Source organism: Pseudoxanthomonas taiwanensis (genome assembly GCF_010093135.1).
Taxonomy (GTDB): Bacteria; Pseudomonadota; Gammaproteobacteria; order Xanthomonadales; family Xanthomonadaceae; genus Pseudoxanthomonas; species Pseudoxanthomonas taiwanensis.
Genome location: NZ_PDWK01000067.1, coordinates 1 through 15,962, shown reverse-complemented (window position 1 = coordinate 15,962; position 15,962 = coordinate 1). Strand labels below are relative to the sequence as shown.

The 15,962-nt window shown below is 74.1% G+C and carries 14 protein-coding genes and 1 other RNA gene; 13 read left to right on the top strand and 2 right to left on the bottom strand.

Annotated elements, in window-relative coordinates; all coding sequences use genetic code 11:
- A partial coding sequence (locus tag CR938_RS14715; protein ID WP_246191075.1) for a helix-turn-helix domain-containing protein occupies nt 1-295 on the bottom strand: 295 nt, incomplete at its 3' end.
- 131 nt (nt 296-426) lie between these two features.
- Here CR938_RS14715 and CR938_RS11760 point away from each other — a divergent pair.
- The 6 genes from CR938_RS11760 (at nt 427) to CR938_RS11735 (ending at nt 8,180) form a co-directional block, all read left to right on the top strand.
- On the top strand, nt 427-654 hold the full coding sequence (locus CR938_RS11760) for a hypothetical protein (protein WP_162125197.1): 228 nt from the start codon (nt 427-429) through the stop codon (nt 652-654).
- Nucleotides 651-1,493 carry an SDR family NAD(P)-dependent oxidoreductase gene (locus tag CR938_RS11755; protein WP_162125196.1) on the top strand — a complete coding sequence of 281 codons (843 nt, stop codon included), beginning with the start codon at nt 651-653 and terminating at the stop codon, nt 1,491-1,493. Before CR938_RS11760 ends, CR938_RS11755 begins: the two co-directional genes overlap by 4 nt.
- Nucleotides 1,490-2,686, top strand: a complete 1,197-nt coding sequence (locus tag CR938_RS11750; RefSeq protein ID WP_162125195.1) for an efflux RND transporter periplasmic adaptor subunit — start codon at nt 1,490-1,492, stop codon at nt 2,684-2,686. The genes CR938_RS11755 and CR938_RS11750 overlap by 4 nt, the downstream gene beginning before the upstream one ends.
- 108 nt (nt 2,687-2,794) lie before the next feature.
- Complete coding sequence (locus CR938_RS11745; RefSeq protein ID WP_162125194.1) at nt 2,795-5,974, top strand: efflux RND transporter permease subunit; 3,180 nt, start codon at nt 2,795-2,797, stop codon at nt 5,972-5,974.
- Between the two features lie 62 nt (nt 5,975-6,036).
- On the top strand, nt 6,037-6,771 hold the full coding sequence (locus CR938_RS11740; RefSeq protein ID WP_162125193.1) for an SDR family oxidoreductase: 735 nt from the start codon (nt 6,037-6,039) through the stop codon (nt 6,769-6,771).
- A complete protein-coding gene (locus tag CR938_RS11735) occupies nt 6,765-8,180 on the top strand; it encodes an efflux transporter outer membrane subunit (RefSeq protein WP_162125192.1) in 1,416 nt (471 codons plus the stop codon). The genes CR938_RS11740 and CR938_RS11735 overlap by 7 nt, the downstream gene beginning before the upstream one ends.
- Before the next feature lie 18 nt (nt 8,181-8,198).
- Here the strand turns inward: CR938_RS11735 and CR938_RS11730 are convergent, their stop codons facing one another.
- Complete coding sequence (locus tag CR938_RS11730; RefSeq protein ID WP_162125191.1) at nt 8,199-8,435, bottom strand: hypothetical protein; 237 nt, start codon at nt 8,433-8,435, stop codon at nt 8,199-8,201.
- Nucleotides 8,436-8,548: 113 nt separating this feature from the next.
- On the opposite strand from CR938_RS11730, the gene lexA reads away from it, so the two are divergent.
- The 7 genes from lexA (at nt 8,549) to CR938_RS11695 (ending at nt 15,869) form a co-directional block, all read left to right on the top strand.
- Nucleotides 8,549-9,157: a transcriptional repressor LexA gene (gene lexA, locus CR938_RS11725; RefSeq protein WP_211365225.1), complete on the top strand. Its 609-nt coding sequence runs from the start codon at nt 8,549-8,551 to the stop codon at nt 9,155-9,157.
- Between the two features lie 4 nt (nt 9,158-9,161).
- Complete coding sequence (imuA, locus tag CR938_RS11720) at nt 9,162-9,788, top strand: translesion DNA synthesis-associated protein ImuA (protein ID WP_162125189.1); 627 nt, start codon at nt 9,162-9,164, stop codon at nt 9,786-9,788.
- Nucleotides 9,789-9,791: 3 nt separating this feature from the next.
- Complete coding sequence (locus CR938_RS11715) at nt 9,792-11,219, top strand: Y-family DNA polymerase (protein WP_162125188.1); 1,428 nt, start codon at nt 9,792-9,794, stop codon at nt 11,217-11,219.
- Nucleotides 11,216-14,305 (top strand): error-prone DNA polymerase, encoded by a 3,090-nt coding sequence (locus CR938_RS11710; RefSeq protein WP_162125187.1) that lies wholly within the window; start codon nt 11,216-11,218, stop codon nt 14,303-14,305. The genes CR938_RS11715 and CR938_RS11710 overlap by 4 nt, the downstream gene beginning before the upstream one ends.
- Before the next feature lie 108 nt (nt 14,306-14,413).
- Nucleotides 14,414-14,767, top strand: a transfer-messenger RNA (tmRNA) gene (ssrA, locus tag CR938_RS11705).
- A gap of 308 nt (nt 14,768-15,075) precedes the next feature.
- Complete coding sequence (locus CR938_RS11700) at nt 15,076-15,369, top strand: type II toxin-antitoxin system TacA family antitoxin (protein WP_019562034.1); 294 nt, start codon at nt 15,076-15,078, stop codon at nt 15,367-15,369.
- Nucleotides 15,366-15,869, top strand: a complete 504-nt coding sequence (locus CR938_RS11695) for a GNAT family N-acetyltransferase (protein WP_162125186.1) — start codon at nt 15,366-15,368, stop codon at nt 15,867-15,869. The genes CR938_RS11700 and CR938_RS11695 overlap by 4 nt, the downstream gene beginning before the upstream one ends.
- Nucleotides 15,870-15,962 lie beyond the last annotated feature (93 nt).

Here is a 15,962-nt window from a genome sequence, read left to right as displayed (position 1 = left end):
CGCTGGTATCGGACAGGAACCGCTGCCGGTACGACGGCACGCCCAGCACGAACAACTCCAGCAGGCGTGCCTTCGTCGCTGTGGGCAGTCGTACCGAGTCCCACACCGACGTCCACGTGAAACGCAGGCGGCGCGTGGTGCGGTTGAGCAGCTGCGCGCCCAGGCGCGCCTCCAGCTCCTGCACCTTGCGGCTGACGGTGGTCTTGGGCAGGCCGAGCGCCCGGGCCGCGGCCGTGAAACTGCCCTGTTCGACCACCTTGACGAAGATCAAGGTGTCGTTGAGATCGAATGCCATGTGGGAGGGCTCCGGTGGGGGAGGCCGGGATTGGCCCTGTAGCGGGATGATTATTCCCTCCAATCAGGACTAATCAAGTCCGGATTTGCGGCGTAGCCTGCGTCCATCCCCCAACGAGCAGGAGCCACGCCATGGCCATCACCAGGCTGTTCTCCTTCCTGTCCGCGCTGGCCGGCCCCGTCCCGGACGCGGAGCTGGACGGGCGCAACGCCCGCCGCATCAGGCCTGTCGGGCATTTCCGCGAGTTCACGCTGCCGCGCCGCTACCAGCGCGGCGGCGCGCCGCAGCCTCGGCGCAATCCCGCCTTGCGCGGGCTGCTGCGCGTGATTGTTCCGCTGACGGGAGAAAAAATCCCGTGAGCGGGATGCTGCCACCCGAGGTGCTGGTGCTCGGCGCCAGCGGCCAGGTCGGCGCCGGCGTGGTCGCCGCGCTGCTGGAGGCCGGCAGTCCGGTGCTGGCCGCCGGCCGCGACCGGCAGCGGCTGCACGCGCTGGCCGAACGCCATGCCGAGGAGCCGGCGCTGGAGACGCTGGCCATGCCGGTGGCCGGCGACCGCGACGCCGCGCGCCTGGCCGCGCGCATCACGCGGCGGCCGCGCCCGCTGCGCGCGGTGGTGGACGCCATCGGCGTGCCGCACGCCGCCGCGCGCCTGCTCGACAGCCCGGTGGCGGTGATGCGCCGCACCCTCGAACGCATGCTGCTGCCGCGCCTGGCGCTGGCCCGCCACCTGCTGCCGTACCTGGCCGGCCGCGCGGCGCCGGGGCGCTACCTGCTGATCGGCGGTCCCTACGCGCGCCAGGGCTGGGCCGGCTATGGCCATGCCTCGGTGGGCGAGGCGGCGCTGCGGATGATGGCGCGCGTGCTGCACGAGGAGGCGCAGGCGCTGGGCGTGCACGTGCACCTGCTGGCGGTGGACGCGCCGGTGTGGGCACCGGAGAACGCCGCGCGCGCCTGCGCCGGCTGGCCCAGCGCGCTGGCCGTGGGCCGCCATGTCGTCGCGCTGCTCGGCGGGCGCGACCCGCCCGCCGGCGCGGTGGTGGCGTTCTCGCCGCGACAGGCGGTGCCGCCGCGGCGCCTGCTGCCCTGCCAGCCCGGCGATGTCCTGGAGGCCATCGCGCACTGTCCGGATGCGCGGCCACGGGCGTCCCGCCCGTTCGAGGTTCCCCGTTCCACTTCCCCACGAGGTCCCCCCACATGAACACCCGCGATCCCCGTTTCCGGCCGCAGGCACTGTCCCTGGGTGCCGCCGGCCTGCTGGCCCTGGCGGTGCTGGCCGGCTGCAGCGGCGGCCAGGCCGCCGAACAGGCCCCGCCGCCCCCCGAGGTCGGCGTGGCCGAGGTGCCGGTGCGTCCGGTCAGCCAGTGGGACGAGTACAGCGGCCGCATCGAGGCGGTCGAGACCGTCGAGCTGCGCCCGCGCGTGTCCGGCTACATCGAGAAGGTCAACTACCGCGAAGGCCAGGAGGTGAAGAAGGGCGACGTGCTGTTCGTCATCGACGACCGCAGCTACCGCGCCGAGCTGGCCCGCGCCGAGGCCGCCCTGCGGCGTGCCCGCGCCCAGGCCGAGCTGGCGCGCAGCGAGGCCGAGCGCGCCCGCCGCCTGGTCGAGGAGCAGGCCATCGCCACCGAGACCTACGAGCAGCGCCGCGCCGCGGCCGAGCAGGCCCGTGCGGAGCTGGCGGCGGCGCAGGCCGCGGTGGACGCCGCGCGCCTGGACCTGGAATGGACACGGGTGCGCGCGCCGATCGACGGCCGCGCCGGCCGCGCGCTGGTCACCGCCGGCAACCTGGTCGGCGCCGGCGACGCGGCCAGCGTGCTGACCACGCTGGTGTCGCTGGACAAGGTGCACGTGCACTTCGACGCCGACGAGCACAGCTTCCTGCGCTACGCCGAGCTGGCCCGGCGCGGGCAGCGGCCCAGCGAGCGCGACGGCGGCCTGCCGGTGCAGGTGGCCCTGGCCGGCGAGGAGGGCTTCCCGCCCCCCGGCACCGTGGATTTCCTCGACAACCAGGTCGCCCGCGGCACCGGCACCATCCGCGTCCGCGCGGTGCGGGACAACCGCGACCGCCGCTTCACCCCGGGCCTGTACGCGCGTGTGCGCCTGCCCGGCAGCGGCCGCTTCGACGCGGTGCTGGTGGACGACCGCGCCGTGCTCACCGACCAGGACCGCAAGTACGTCTACGTCGTGGACGGCGAGGGCAGGGCGCAGCGGCGCGACATCCGCATCGGGCGCCTGGCCGACAACGGGCTGCGCATCGTCGAGGAGGGCCTGCAGGCCGGCGACCGGGTGATCGTCAGCGGCGTGCAGAAGGTGTTCTTCCCCGGCATGCCGGTGCAGGCCCGGCCGGTGGCCATGGGCGAGCGCGACGCGCCCGCGGTGGCCGCGCGCTGAGCCGCGGCGGCCGGACGCACGCCGCTCCCTTTCCCCGGTGCCCGTCCCTTCCATCTTCCCCTCCCCCGTGGAGGGGACGGGCCCGTCTTTTCCCAGGAACCCGCCGTCATGGACTTTTCCCGATTCTTCATCGACCGGCCGATCTTCGCGGCGGTGCTGTCGATCGTGATCTTCGCCGCCGGCCTGATCTCGATCCCGCTGCTGCCGATCGGCGAGTACCCCGACGTGGTGCCGCCGTCGGTGGTGGTGCGCACCGTCTACCCGGGCGCCAACCCCAAGGTCATCGCCGAGACCGTGGCCACGCCGCTGGAGGAAGCGATCACCGGCGTGGAGGACATGATGTACATGAAGTCCGTCGCCGGCTCCGACGGCGTGCTGCAGATGACCGTGACCTTCCGCCCGGGCACCGACCAGGACGACGCGGCGGTGCGGGTGCAGAACCGTGTGTCCCAGGCGCTGGCGCGCCTGCCGGAGGACGTGCGCCGGCAGGGCGTGACCACGCAGAAGCAGTCGGCGGTGTTCCTGATGGTGGTGCACCTGGTGTCCACCGACGGGCGCCACGACTCGCTGTACCTGCGCAACTACGCGCGCCTGCACGTCAAGGACGAGCTGTCGCGCATCCCCGGCGTGGGCGACGCGCAGCTGTTCGGCGGCGGCGACTACGCCATGCGCATCTGGCTGGACCCGGACAAGGTGGCCTCGCGCGGCCTGACCGCCGGCGACGTGCTGCGCGCGGTGCGCGAGCAGAACGTGCAGGTCTCCGCCGGCCAGCTGGGCGCCGAGCCGATGCCGGGCGGCAGCGACTTCCTGCTGCCGATCAACGCCCGCGGCCGCCTGGAGAGCGTGGAGGAGTTCGGCGACATCGTGCTCAAGCACGGCGACGACGGCCAGGTGGTGCGCCTGGCGGACGTGGCCCGCATCGAACTGGCCGCCGGCGACTACACCCTGCGCGCGCGCCTGGACGGCCGCAACGCCGCGGCCATCGGCATCTTCCAGGCGCCCGGCGCCAACGCGCTGGAGATCCGTGACGCGGTGGTGGCCAAGATGGCCGAGATCCGGGAGCGCCTGCCGCCGGGCGTGGAGATCACCTCGATCTACGACACCACCATCTTCGTGCGCCAGTCCATCCGCGCGGTGGTCAGCACCCTGCTGGAGGCGGTGGTGCTGGTGGTGCTGGTGGTGATCCTGTTCCTGCAGACCTGGCGGGCCTCGATCATCCCGCTGCTGGCGGTGCCGGTGTCGGTGGTGGGCACCTTCGCTGTGCTGTACCTGCTGGGCTACTCGATCAACACCCTGACCCTGTTCGGCCTGGTGCTGGCCATCGGCATCGTGGTGGACGACGCCATCGTGGTGGTGGAGAACGTCGAGCGCCACATCGAGGAGGGCGCCACGCCGCTGCAGGCCGCGCACCTGGCCATGCGCGAGGTGTCAGGGCCGATCATCGCCATCGCCCTGGTGCTGTGCGCGGTGTTCGTGCCGATGGCCTTCCTGTCCGGCGTCACCGGCCAGTTCTACCGGCAGTTCGCGGTGACCATCGCCATCTCCACGGTGATCTCGGCGGTCAACTCGCTGACCCTGTCGCCGGCGCTGGCGGCCCGGCTGCTGCGGCCGCGCGGCGCGGAGAAGGACCGGCCCACCCGCATCATCGAGCGCCTGTTCGGCTGGGTGTTCCGCCCGTTCAACCGCTTCTTCCACACCAGCTCCGAGCGCTACCAGGGCGCGGTGTCGCGCGCCCTGGGCCGGCGCGGCGTGGTGTTCGCGGTGTACGCGGTGCTGCTGCTGGCCACCGGCCTGATGTTCAACGCCGTTCCGGCCGGCTTCATCCCGGTGCAGGACAAGCAGTACGTGCTGGCCGGGGTGAAGATGCCGGAGGGCGCCTCGATCGAGCGCACCGACGCGGTGCTGAGGAAGATGGCGGCGATGGCGGCCGAGGTGGACGGGGTGGCCAGCGAGGTGGCCTTCCCGGGCCTGAACGCGCTGCAGTTCACCAACACCCCCAACCACGGCGTGGTGTTCTTCACCCTCGAGCCGTTCGAGCAGCGCAGCCGCAGCGCCGAGGAGATCGTCGCCGAGCTCAATGCCCGGTTCTCCACCATCGAGGAAGGCTTCACCTTCGCCCTGATGCCGCCGCCGATCGACGGGCTGGGCAACGGCTCGGGCTGGACGCTCTTCGTCGAGGACCGCGCCGGCCTGGGCTACGGCCAGCTGCAGGAGGCGGTGCAGGCGTTCCAGGGCGCGGTGGCGCAGACGCCGGGGCTGGGCTTCCCGATCACCAGCTACCAGGCCAACGTGCCGCAGCTGGAGGCCGACGTGGACCGGGTCAAGGCCAAGGCCCAGGGCGTGCCGCTGACCGAGCTGTTCGAGACGCTGCAGGTCTACCTCGGCTCGGCCTACGTCAACGACTTCAACCTGTTCGGCCGCACCTGGCAGGTGATCGCCCAGGCCGATGCGCCGTTCCGCGACGGGGTGGAGGATATCGCCAACCTGCGCACGCGCAACCAGCAGGGGCAGATGGTGCCGGTCGGCTCGGTGGTGAGCGTGCGTCAGACCTACGGCCCGGACCCGGTGATCCGCTACAACGGCTACCCGGCGGCCGACCTGCTGGGCGAGTCCGACCCGCGCGTGCTGTCCTCCGGGCAGGCCATGGCCGCGGTCGAGGCCCTGGCCGCCCGGGTGCTGCCGCCGGGCATGGCCATCGAGTGGAGCGACCTGAGCTTCCAGCAGGCCACCCAGGGGCGTGCCTCGCTGGTGGTGTTCCCGCTGGCCGTGCTGCTGGTGTTCCTGGTGCTGGCGGCGCTGTACGAGAGCTGGACCCTGCCGCTGGCGGTGATCCTGATCGTGCCGATGACACTGCTGTCGGCGCTGGCCGGCGTGTGGCTGGCCGGGGGCGACAACAACGTGTTCGTGCAGGTGGGCCTGGTGGTGCTGATGGGCCTGGCCTGCAAGAACGCGATCCTGATCGTGGAGTTCGCCCGCGAGCTGGAGCTGCAGGGCCGGCCGGTCCTCGAGGCCGCGCTGGAGGCCTGCCGCCTGCGTCTGCGCCCGATCGTGATGACCTCGGTGGCGTTCATCGCCGGCACCGTCCCGCTGGTGCTGTCCAGCGGCGCCGGCGCCGAGGTGCGCTCGATCACCGGCGTGACCGTGTTCGCCGGCATGCTCGGCGTGACCCTGTTCGGCCTGTTCCTGACCCCGGTGTTCTACGTGGCCCTGCGCAGGCTGGCCGGCCGCCCGCTGGTCTCGCATGCGCCACACGCGCCACAGGCGGCCGCCGGCACGGTGCAGGCCTGAGTTCCCCTCCACCGGCGCGGCGCCGTCCGGCGCCGCGCCATCCACCCCCGCAAGGACAACCGATGAGCACACCTTCCCGCATCGCCCTGGTCACCGGCGCCACCCGCGGCATCGGCCTGGAGACCGTGCGCCAGCTGGCCCAGGCCGGCGTCCACACCCTGCTGGCCGGCCGCAACCCCACGCGCACCGCCGCCGCGGCCGCCGTCCTGCAGGTCGAAGGCCTGCCGGTGGAGCCGCTGCAGCTGGACGTGACCGACGCCGCCAGCATCGCCGCCGCCGCGGCCGCCGTGCGCGAACGCCACGGCCGCCTGGACATCCTGGTCAACAACGCCGGCATCCTGCGCGACGCGCCGGGCCTGCGCCCCTCCGAGCAGGCGGCGGCGACCTGGCGCGCCACCTTCGAGACCAACCTGTTCGGCGTGGTCGAGGTCACCCGCGCGTTCCTGCCGCTGCTGCACGCGGCGCCGGCCGGGCGCATCGTCAACGTCTCCAGCATCCTCGGCTCGCTGGCCCTGCACAGCGACCCGGACTCGCCGGTCTACGATCTCAAGCTGCCGGCCTACAACGTCTTCAAGGCCGCGCTCAATGCCTGGACCGTGCAGCTGGCCTGGGAGCTGCGCGACAGCCGGATCCGCGTCAATGCCGTGCATCCGGGCTACGTGCGCACCGACATGAACGCCGGCGAGGGCGAACTGGACGTGGCCGAGGGCGCGCGCACCAGCGTGCGCCTGGCCCTGGCCGGCGAGGACGCACCCAACGGCGGGTTCTTCCACGTCGAGCGGAGGCTGCCATGGTGACGCGGCCTCTTGTGGTGGTGCTGGCCGCCGCGCTGCTGGCCGCCTGCACCGTGGGCCCGGACTACCGCGCCGTGCCGCCGGAGCAGGTGCGGCTGCAGGGTGCGCAGGAGGCGGTGTTCACCACGCAGACGCCGGAGGCGGCCTGGTGGCGGCAGTTCGAGGACCCGGTGCTCGACCGCCTGGTGGCCGACGCACTGCTGGCCAGCCCGGACGTGCGCATCGCCATGGCCCGGGTGCAGGCGGCGCGTGCGGTGTTCGTGGAACGGCGCCTGGACCCGTGGCCGCACGCGGGCGCGGCCGGGGCGCTGGAGCGCGAGCGCCGGCCCGATGCGGCCGGCGGTGGCATCGACGAGACCTGGAGCCTGGGCTTCGACGCGGCCTGGGAGCTGGACCTGTTCGGCCGCCTGCGGCGCGGCGCCGAGGCCGCGCGCGCCGACCTGGAGGCGGAGGAGGCCGGCCTGGAGGACATGCAGGTCAGCATCGCCGCCGAGGTGGCCCGCCAGTACTTCCTGCTGCGCGGGGCGCAGAAGCGCATCGAGGTCGCCGAGCGCACCCTGGAGAACCTGGCCCAGACCCAGCGCCTGACCGAGACCTGCTTCGCCCTGGGCGCCGGCAGCGAGCTGGACGTGCAGAGCAGCCGCGCCCGGCTCAAGGCGATCGAGGCCGGCATCCCGCTGCTGCGCACGGTCGAGGCGCAGGCCCGCCACCGCCTGGCGGTGCTGCTGGGACTGAACCCCGGCGCGCTGGACGCACAGCTGGCACCGCGTCCCACGCCCGCGTACACGCGCGCGCTGCCACTGGGCGACACCCGCGAGCTGCTGCGCCGGAGGCCGGACGTGCGCGCCGCCGAGCGCCGCCTGCACGCGGCCACCGCGCGCATCGGCGTGGCCACCGCCGACCTGTTCCCGCGCATCAGCATCCGCGGCTTCGCCGGCTTCGTCTCCGGCCAGGCCGGCTCGCTGGTGGCCGGGCGCAACGAGGCCTGGGCACTGGCCCCGTCCATCAGCTGGGCGGCGTTCGACCTGGGCAGCGTGCGCGCGCGGCTGCGCGCCACCGAAGCCGCGGCCGACGAAGTGGCGGTGCAGTACGAGCGCGCGGTGCTGGCCGCGCTGGAGGACGCGGAGAACACCCTCAACGCCTACGCCCGCCAGCAGGAGCGCCTGCGCATCGTCGCCGAGCAGGCGGAGGCGGCGCGGCGCGCGGAGGAGCTGGCGCGGATCGCCTACCGCGAGGGCGCGGTGGACTTCCTGACCCTGCTGGACGCGCAGCGCACCCTGCTGGCCGCCGACGACGCCCTGGCCGAGGCCGAGGCGGCGGTGAACGTGGCCGCGGCGGCGGTGTACAAGGCCCTGGGCGGGGCCGCGCCCGCGCGCGGCCCGGCGCTGGCCGCACTGCCGCGCCAGCCCTGAGCCGGTGGTCGACCGGGGCTAGACCCGGTCGCGCAGGCCGCCCACGCCCTCGTGGCCGGCGCAGTGGGCGCAGCAGAAGAAGCGCCCGTCCTGCTCCACGCCGTGGCCGATGATGGGGCAGCCGCAGTGCCCGCAGCGCGGGGCCGCGGCGTGGATGGCGCACTCGAACGAGTCGTAGGTGCCGCGGGTGCCGTCGGCCAGGACCAGCTGGAAGGTCTTGTCGTAGTCGTTGCCGCAGACGTCGCAACGGGCCATGGCGGGGCTCCTCGGGTGGCGGGGGGAGGTCCATTGCACGCCGGCGGCCGTGAACGGCCGGCGAGGGCACCCCCCCTTGGCGGCGGCCGCCGGCGGGAGTACAAATGTACTCCATGAGCGAACTGTCCCCCCGCCGTGCCGCCGTCCTGGCCTTCATCCGCGAACGGGTGGAGGAGGAGGGGCGTCCGCCCAGCCTGGCCGAGATCGCCCAGGCCTGCGGCCTGGCCTCGCGCGGGGCCGCGCGCAAGCACGTGCTGGCCCTGGCCGAGGCCGGGCTGGTGGAGGTGGCGGCCGGGCAGGCGCGCGGTGTGCGTCCGGCCGGGCCGCGGGCGCGGCCGGCGCTGCTGCAGGTGCCGGTGCTGGGCCGGGTGGCGGCCGGTGCGCCGATCGGCGCCGACGCCGGCCTGTCCGAGGTGCTGGCCCTGGACGCGCGCCTGTTCGCGCAACGGCCGGACTACCTGCTGCGGGTGCAGGGCGACTCGATGATCGACGACGGCATCCTCGACGGCGACCTGGTCGGGGTGCGGCGCACGCCCGAGGCCCGCGACGGGCAGAAGGTGGTGGCGCGCTTGGACGGGGAGCTGACCATCAAACGCCTGTCCCTGGGGCCGGACGGCATCCGCCTGCTGCCGCGCAACCCGGCCTACGCGCCCATCGAGGTGGCGCCGGGCCAGGACTTCGCCATCGAGGGTGTGTTCTGCGGCCTGGTCCGCCGGGAGTGAGGCCATGGGCGCGGTGGTGGCCATCGATGCGCTGCTGCGCGAGCGGCGCGTCTGGAAGGGGCGTCCTTCGGCGCCGGCGCCGGGGGCGCAGCCCACCGGCCATGCCGGGCTGGACGCGGCCCTGCCCACCGGCGGCTGGCCGGAGGCGGCGCTGAGCGAGCTGCTGGGGCCGCTGGACGGGATCGGCGAGGTGCGCCTGCTGTGGCCGGCGCTGGCGCGGCTGACCCGCGCCGGCCAGCGCGTGGTGCTGGTGGCCCCGCCGTACCTGCCGTACGCACCGGCCTGGCAGGCGGCGGGCGTGGACCTGGGCCTGGTGCAGGTGGTGGGCGACGCGGCCACGCCGCCGCGCGAGGCGCTGTGGGCGGCCGAGCAGGGCCTGCGCGCCGGCTGCTGCGGCGCGGTGCTGTGCTGGCCGCGCCAGGCCGACGACCGTGCCCTGCGCCGCCTGCAGGTGGCGGCCGAGACCGGCGCCACCCTGGGCTTCGCCCCCCGGCCCCGGGCGGCCGCGCGCACCCCCTCGCCGGCGGCGCTGCGCATCGCCCTGGAGGCGCAGCCACCGCGGCTGCGCGTGCTCAAGTGCCGTGGCGGGCTGCCCCCGCCGCGGCCGATCCCGCTGCACGCCGGAGGCTGAGCCGTGCGCTGGGCCTGCATCCTGCTGCCGCACCTGGCCATGGACGGTGTGCTGCGCGGCTGTGCCGACCGCCAGGCGCCGCGGATCCTGGTCGGCGGCCCGGCGCAACGGCGGGTGGTGCTGGCCGCCAACCCGGCCGCGCGTGCGCGCGGCGTGCGTCCCGGCCAGCCGCTGGCCCAGGCGCGCGCGCTGGCCCACGGCCTGGCCGAAAGCGGGTGCGACCCGGGCCAGCTGGCCGCCTGGCAGCGGCTGCTGGCGGCCTGGGCCTACCGCTTCAGCTCCCAGGGCAGCCTGCACGGCGGCAACGCCCTGCTGCTGGAGGTGGCCGGCAGCCGCCGCCTGTTCGGCGACTGGCCGCACTTCCAGGCGCGGCTGCGCGCCGGGCTGGAGGAGCTGGGCTTCCGCCACCGCATCGTCGCCGCGCCCAATCCCTTCGCCGCGCGCGTGCTGGCCAACGTCCACGACGGCCTGGCGGTGGACGAGGACGGCCTGCGCCCGGCGCTGGACGCACTGCCGGTGCAGCGCGCCGGCCTGCCGGCGGAGGTGGCCCAGGCGCTGGCGCGGATGGGCCTGCGCCGGTTGGGCCAGGTACTGGCGTTGCCGCGCGCGGGCCTGGCCCGGCGCTTCCCGGCGCAGGTGCTGCGCCACCTGGACGCGCTGCTCGGCCGCCAGCCGCCGCTGCTGGACTGGTATCGCCCGCCGGACCGCTTCCGCGGGCGCATCGAGCTGGGCTACGAGGTCGAGGCCTCGCAGGCATTGCTGTTCCCGCTGCGGCGCCTGGTCGGCGACCTGGCCGCCTGCCTGGCCGCGCGCGACGGCGGCGTGCAGCGCTTCGTGCTGCACCTGGAGCACGAGGACCGCGCTCCGACCCCGGTGGAGGTGGGCCTGCTGGCCAGCGAGCGCGATCCGGCGCTGCTGTTCGAGATCGCGCGCAGTCGCCTGGAGCGCGCGGACGTGCCGGCCCCGGTGCGCGCGCTGGCGCTGCATGCCGACGAACTGCCCACCTTCGTGCCCGCGCACCGCGGCCTGTTCGACGCGCACGCGCGGCAGTCGCTGCCCTGGGAGCAGCTGCGCGAACGCCTGCGCGCGCGCCTGGGGAGCGGGGCGGTGCACGGCCTGCGCGTGCATGCCGACCACCGGCCCGAGCGCGCCTGGCGCGCGGAGGAGGACGACGGCCGGGCGCACGCGGCCGCGCCGCTGCCGCCGGCGCCGCGCCCGGGCTGGCTGCTGCCGGCGCCGCTGCCGCTGCGCGGGGCGGTGCGCATCCTCGCCGGCCCGGAGCGGATCGAGAGCGGCTGGGGGGACGGCGGCGACCTGCGCCGCGACTACTACCGCCTGCGCACCGCGGCCGGGCAGGAGGCCTGGGCGTTCCGTCCGGCCGGCGACCCGCCCGCCGCGGACGGCTGGATGCTGCACGGGTGGTTCGCATGAGCGGGGTGGACGGCTACGCCGAGCTGCACTGCCTGTCGGCCTTCAGCTTCCAGCGCGGGGCCTCCACCGCGGCCGAACTGTTCCAGCGCGCCCGCGACCTGGGCTACCGCGCACTGGCCATCACCGACGAGTGCAGCCTGGCCGGCATCGTGCGCGCCTGGCAGGCCTCCCGGGAAACCGGCGTGCCGCTGGTGGTGGGCAGCGAGCTGCAGGTGGAGCAGGGGCCGAAGCTGGTGCTGCTGGTGGAGGACGCGGCCGGCTACCGCGGCCTGTGCCGGCTGGTCACCCGCGCGCGCCGGCGCGCGCCCAAGGGCGCCTACCGCCTGCTGGAGGAGGACTTCGACGGGCTGGAGGGCGGTCTGCTGTGCCTGTGGCTGCCCGGCGCCGTGCCCGACGAGGCGCACGGCCGCTGGCTGCGGGAGCGCTTCCCGGGGCGCACCTGGCTGGCCGCCGGGCTCCACCGCCTGGCCGACGATGCCGGGCGCGTCGCGCGCTGGCAGGCGGCGGCCGCGCGCCTGGGGCTGCCGGTGGTGGCCGCCGGCGACGTGCACATGCACGTGCGCGGGCGCCGCGCCCTGCAGGACGTGCTGACCGCCATCCGCCACCGCACCACGCTGGCCGAGGCCGGCGGCCTGCTGTTCCCCAACGGCGAGCGCCACCTGCGTCCGCTGGCGGCGCTGCGGGCGATCTACCCGCGCGCCTGGCTGGAGGAGAGCGTGCGCGTGGCCGAGCGCTGCACCGGCTTCGACCTCCGGGCCGGCATCGATTACCAGTACCCGCACGAGCTGGTGCCGCCCGGGCACGACGCCGGCAGCTGGCTGCGCGAGCTGGTCATGCGCGGGGCCCGCGGGCGCTGGCCGGAGGGCATCCCGGAGAAGGCCGCGGCGCAGATCGAGAAGGAGCTGGCGCTGATCGCGCAGAAGCGGTACGAGTCGTACTTCCTCACCGTGCACGACATCGTCCGCTTCGCCCGCGAGTGCGGCATCCTCTGCCAGGGCCGCGGCTCGGCGGCCAACTCGGCCGTGTGCTTCGCCCTGGGCATCACCGCGCTGGACCCGGCGCGCATGGACCTGCTGTTCGAGCGCTTCATCTCCGCCGACCGCGACGAGCCGCCGGACATCGACGTGGACTTCGAGCACGAGCGGCGCGAGGAGGTCATCCAGTACGTGTTCGCGCGCTATGGCCGCGAGCGCGCGGCGCTGGCGGCGGTGGCCACCACCTACGGCGCGCGCGGCGCGCTGCGCGACGTGGCCCGCGTGCTGGGCCTGCCGCAGGACGCGATCTCGCGCCTGGCCGAACTGGCCGGGCACTGGTCGGACGAGCTGCCGGATGCGGCGCGCCTGCGCGAGGCGGGCTTCGACCCGGACAGCCCGCTGCTGCGCCGGATCCTGGCCCTGGCCGGGCAGCTGGTGGACATGCCGCACTACCTGTCGCAGCACCCCGGCGGCTTCGTGGTCTCCGAACGCCCGCTGCACACCATGGTGCCGGTGGAAAACGCGGCCATGGACGGGCGCACCGTGATCCAGTGGGACAAGGACGACCTGGAGGCGATGGGCCTGCTCAAGGTGGACGTGCTGGCGCTGGGCATGCTCACCGCTGTGCGCAAGGCGCTGGAGCTGGTGGCGCGCCACCGCGGCCGACGCTACACCCTGGCCACGATCCCGGCCGAGGATCCGGAGACCTACCGGATGATCCAGGCCGCCGACACCATCGGCGTGTTCCAGATCGAATCGCGCGCGCAGATGGCCATGCTGCCGCGACTCAGGCCGGCGTGCTTCTACGACCTGGTGATCGAGGTGGCCATCGTCCGCCCCGGCCCGATCCAGGGCGACATGGTCCATCCCTACCTGCGCCGGCGCACGGGCGAGGAGCCGGTGGGCTTCCCGTCGCCGGCGCTGGAGCAGGTGCTGCGGCGCACCCTGGGCGTGCCGCTGTTCCAGGAGCAGGTGATGCAGATCGCCATGGTCGCCGCCGGCTACAGCGCCAGCGAGGCCGACGCGCTGCGCCGCTCGATGGCCGCTTGGAAGCGCCACGGCAGCCTGGAGAAGCACCGCGAGCGGCTGGTCGCCGGCATGCTCGCCAACGGCTACGACCTGGTCTTCGCCGAACGCATCTTCGAGCAGATCCGGGGCTTCGGCAGCTACGGCTTCCCCGAGAGCCACGCCGCCAGCTTCGCTTTGCTGGCCTACGCCACCGCCTGGCTCAAGCGCCACCATCCGGCCGAGTTCGCCTGCGCGCTGCTCAACAGCCAGCCGATGGGCTTCTACAGCCCGGACCAGTTGCTGCAGGACGCGCGCCGCCACGGCGTGTCCGTGCGCCCGCCGGACGTGCGCTACAGCGAGTGGGACTGCACCCTGGAGCCGGACCGCGGCCAGGCGCTGGCCATCCGCCTGGGCCTGCGCATGCTGCGCGGCTTCAACGCCGCGGCCGCCGCGCGCATCGTCCGCGCGCGGGCGCAGGCGCCGTTCGCGGACGTGGCCGACCTGGCCGCGCGCGCGGCCCTGGACGCGGCCGAGCGCGCCTGCCTGGCTGACGCCGGCGCGCTGCGCGGCCTGGCCGGGCACCGCCACCGCGCGCGCTGGGCGGTGGCCGGCGTGGAGCCGCAGCGGCCGCTGTTCGCCGGTGCCCCGGCCACGCCCGAGGCGAAGGTGGCGCTGCCGCCGCCGGCGGCCGGCGAGGACCTGCTGGCCGACTATGCCAGCTACGGCACCACCCTGGGCCGGCATCCGCTGGCCATGCTGCGCCGGCAACTGCGCGCGCGCCGCTGCCTGGATTCGGTTGAGCTGGCCGACGTGCCCGACGGCCGGCAGGTGCTGGCCGCCGGACTGGTCACCGGCCGGCAGCGGCCGCAGACGGCCAGCGGCGTGACCTTCGTGACCCTGGAGGACGAGCACGGCATGGTCAACGTGGTGGTCCGCCGCGACCTGGCCGCGCGCCAGCGCCGCGAGTTCCTGCAGGCGCGGCTGCTGATGGTGGAGGGGCGGCTGGAGGCGGCCGGGCAGGTGCGCCACGTGCTGGCCCGGCGCCTGCACGACCTGACCCCGCTGCTGGACGGGCTGGACGTGCGCAGCCGCGATTTCCGCTGAACCGCGCGCATGAACGGCGCCTGCGTGCGGGCCGGGTGCGCCTTGATGCGGCGCGGCCACGCCCCTACACTGGGTTCCGTCTGGCGAGAAGCTTCGCCCGAAGTTGCCGGGGGTGTCCTGGTTTCGACGGGGGTTGCGAAATCGACCGGCGCATGCCGAGGGGGCTGCTTTCCTCGTTAATCCAGCGGCGAAAAAAATAGTTGCCAACGACGACAACTACGCTCTGGCCGCCTAAGGCCTAGCCCCGAACCCACTTGTGCCCGTGCTCGTGGATGTAGGGTCATCATCACGGGATCGCCGGAGGTGGCCGCCTGCCTGCCTCCGGTCAAACCAGGCAGGCTGGTCCCAGGGCGCGCTTCGCACACCGTGCTGCCCGGGGGCGAGACCCAACGGTGGGCTAAGCATGTAGTGCCGGAGATGGAGTGCCTTCGGACGGCGGTTCGACTCCGCCCACCTCCACCAATCACCAGGGCCCGGAAAGTCTCCGGGCCCTTTCCTTTTGACGCCGGCCCCGCGCCACGCGGGATTCCGGCCATCCGCCCTGCGGGTGGGGGCCAGCCCAAACGCCCAAAATCGGCCATTGTCTCGGCCAGAGCCGTCTCTGTTCTCCGGCTGGCTTGCGGGTAGCCGCAGCGCCTGATTCATCAAAATCAACGACTTACGCGCGGCGGTTCATCGTCAACCAGGGCGGCGATCGCCCCAGCGAACTGGACCGCGTGCGTCGGTTGTACTAACATGGCGTCCATTGATCGAACAAGAAAGGCGCCGCCATGACCGCCATCGCATCCTCGCCTGCTGCCCGTACTGCCCGCCTGGGGCTGCGCGCCACGCCCGAACAGGAGGCCGTGCTGCGCCGTGCCGCCGAGGTGGCCCACAAGTCGCTGACCGACTTCATCCTCGACAGCGCCTGCCTGGCCGCCGAGCAGACCCTGCTGGACCAACGATTGTTCATGGTCTCGGGCAGCCAGTACCAGGCCCTGATGGAGTTGCTCGAGCGCTCCGAGCAGGCCAACGACGGCTTGGCCGACCTGTTCGCCCGCAAGGCCCCTTGGGACGCCAAGTGACGCTGCGGGCACCGGCGCCTCTGGCCGCACAGCATCGGCTGGAAGGCTTCGACTGCGGCAAGCCTGCGCTGAACGATTGGCTGCTGCGCCACGCCCGCCAGGCGCAGGGCAGTGGCTCGGCCAAGACCTTCGTCGTGGCCGCCGATGGTGACGACCGCGTCGCAGGCTACTTCAGCCTGACCGTAGGCCAGGTCGACACGCTGGAAGCGCCGGAGCGTATCCGCAAGGGCATGGGACAGTACCCGGTGCCGGTGGTGATCTTGGCCCGGCTCGCCGTGTCACGCGAGCACCAGGGCCGCGGGATCGGCATCGGGATGCTTCAGGATGCGATCCGCCGCACGCTGGTGATCGCCGAGCAGGCCGGTGTGCGGGCCATGCTGACCCACCCCATCGACGAAGATGCGGCGCGTTTCTACACCCGGTTCGGGTTCATCGCCTCGCCGTTGCGAGAGCAGCAGTTGCTACTGGGCACTTCGCATAACCCCATTTCCGAAGGCTGAACCGGCATGAGGGCGCTCGCGTCGTTCAGTTCGGGGTTCTCGGTGCCGCTCAGGCCCCGTCATCGCAGCCTTGGCGGGCGCCCGAGGCCCTGC

Bases quoted from the DNA above. Each gene is read 5' to 3' on its own strand.
- CR938_RS11760 (WP_162125197.1), top strand. From the start codon at position 427: ATGGCCATCACCAGGCTGTTCTCCTTCCTGTCCGCGCTGGCCGGCCCC.
- CR938_RS11750 (WP_162125195.1), top strand. From the start codon at position 1,490: ATGAACACCCGCGATCCCCGTTTCCGGCCGCAGGCACTGTCCCTGGGT.
- CR938_RS11745 (WP_162125194.1), top strand. From the start codon at position 2,795: ATGGACTTTTCCCGATTCTTCATCGACCGGCCGATCTTCGCGGCGGTG.
- CR938_RS11740 (WP_162125193.1), top strand. From the start codon at position 6,037: ATGAGCACACCTTCCCGCATCGCCCTGGTCACCGGCGCCACCCGCGGC.
- CR938_RS11735 (WP_162125192.1), top strand. From the start codon at position 6,765: ATGGTGACGCGGCCTCTTGTGGTGGTGCTGGCCGCCGCGCTGCTGGCC.
- CR938_RS11730 (WP_162125191.1), bottom strand. From the start codon at position 8,435: ATGGCCCGTTGCGACGTCTGCGGCAACGACTACGACAAGACCTTCCAG.
- lexA (WP_211365225.1), top strand. From the start codon at position 8,549: ATGAGCGAACTGTCCCCCCGCCGTGCCGCCGTCCTGGCCTTCATCCGC.
- imuA (WP_162125189.1), top strand. From the start codon at position 9,162: ATGGGCGCGGTGGTGGCCATCGATGCGCTGCTGCGCGAGCGGCGCGTC.
- CR938_RS11710 (WP_162125187.1), top strand. From the start codon at position 11,216: ATGAGCGGGGTGGACGGCTACGCCGAGCTGCACTGCCTGTCGGCCTTC.
- CR938_RS11700 (WP_019562034.1), top strand. From the start codon at position 15,076: ATGACCGCCATCGCATCCTCGCCTGCTGCCCGTACTGCCCGCCTGGGG.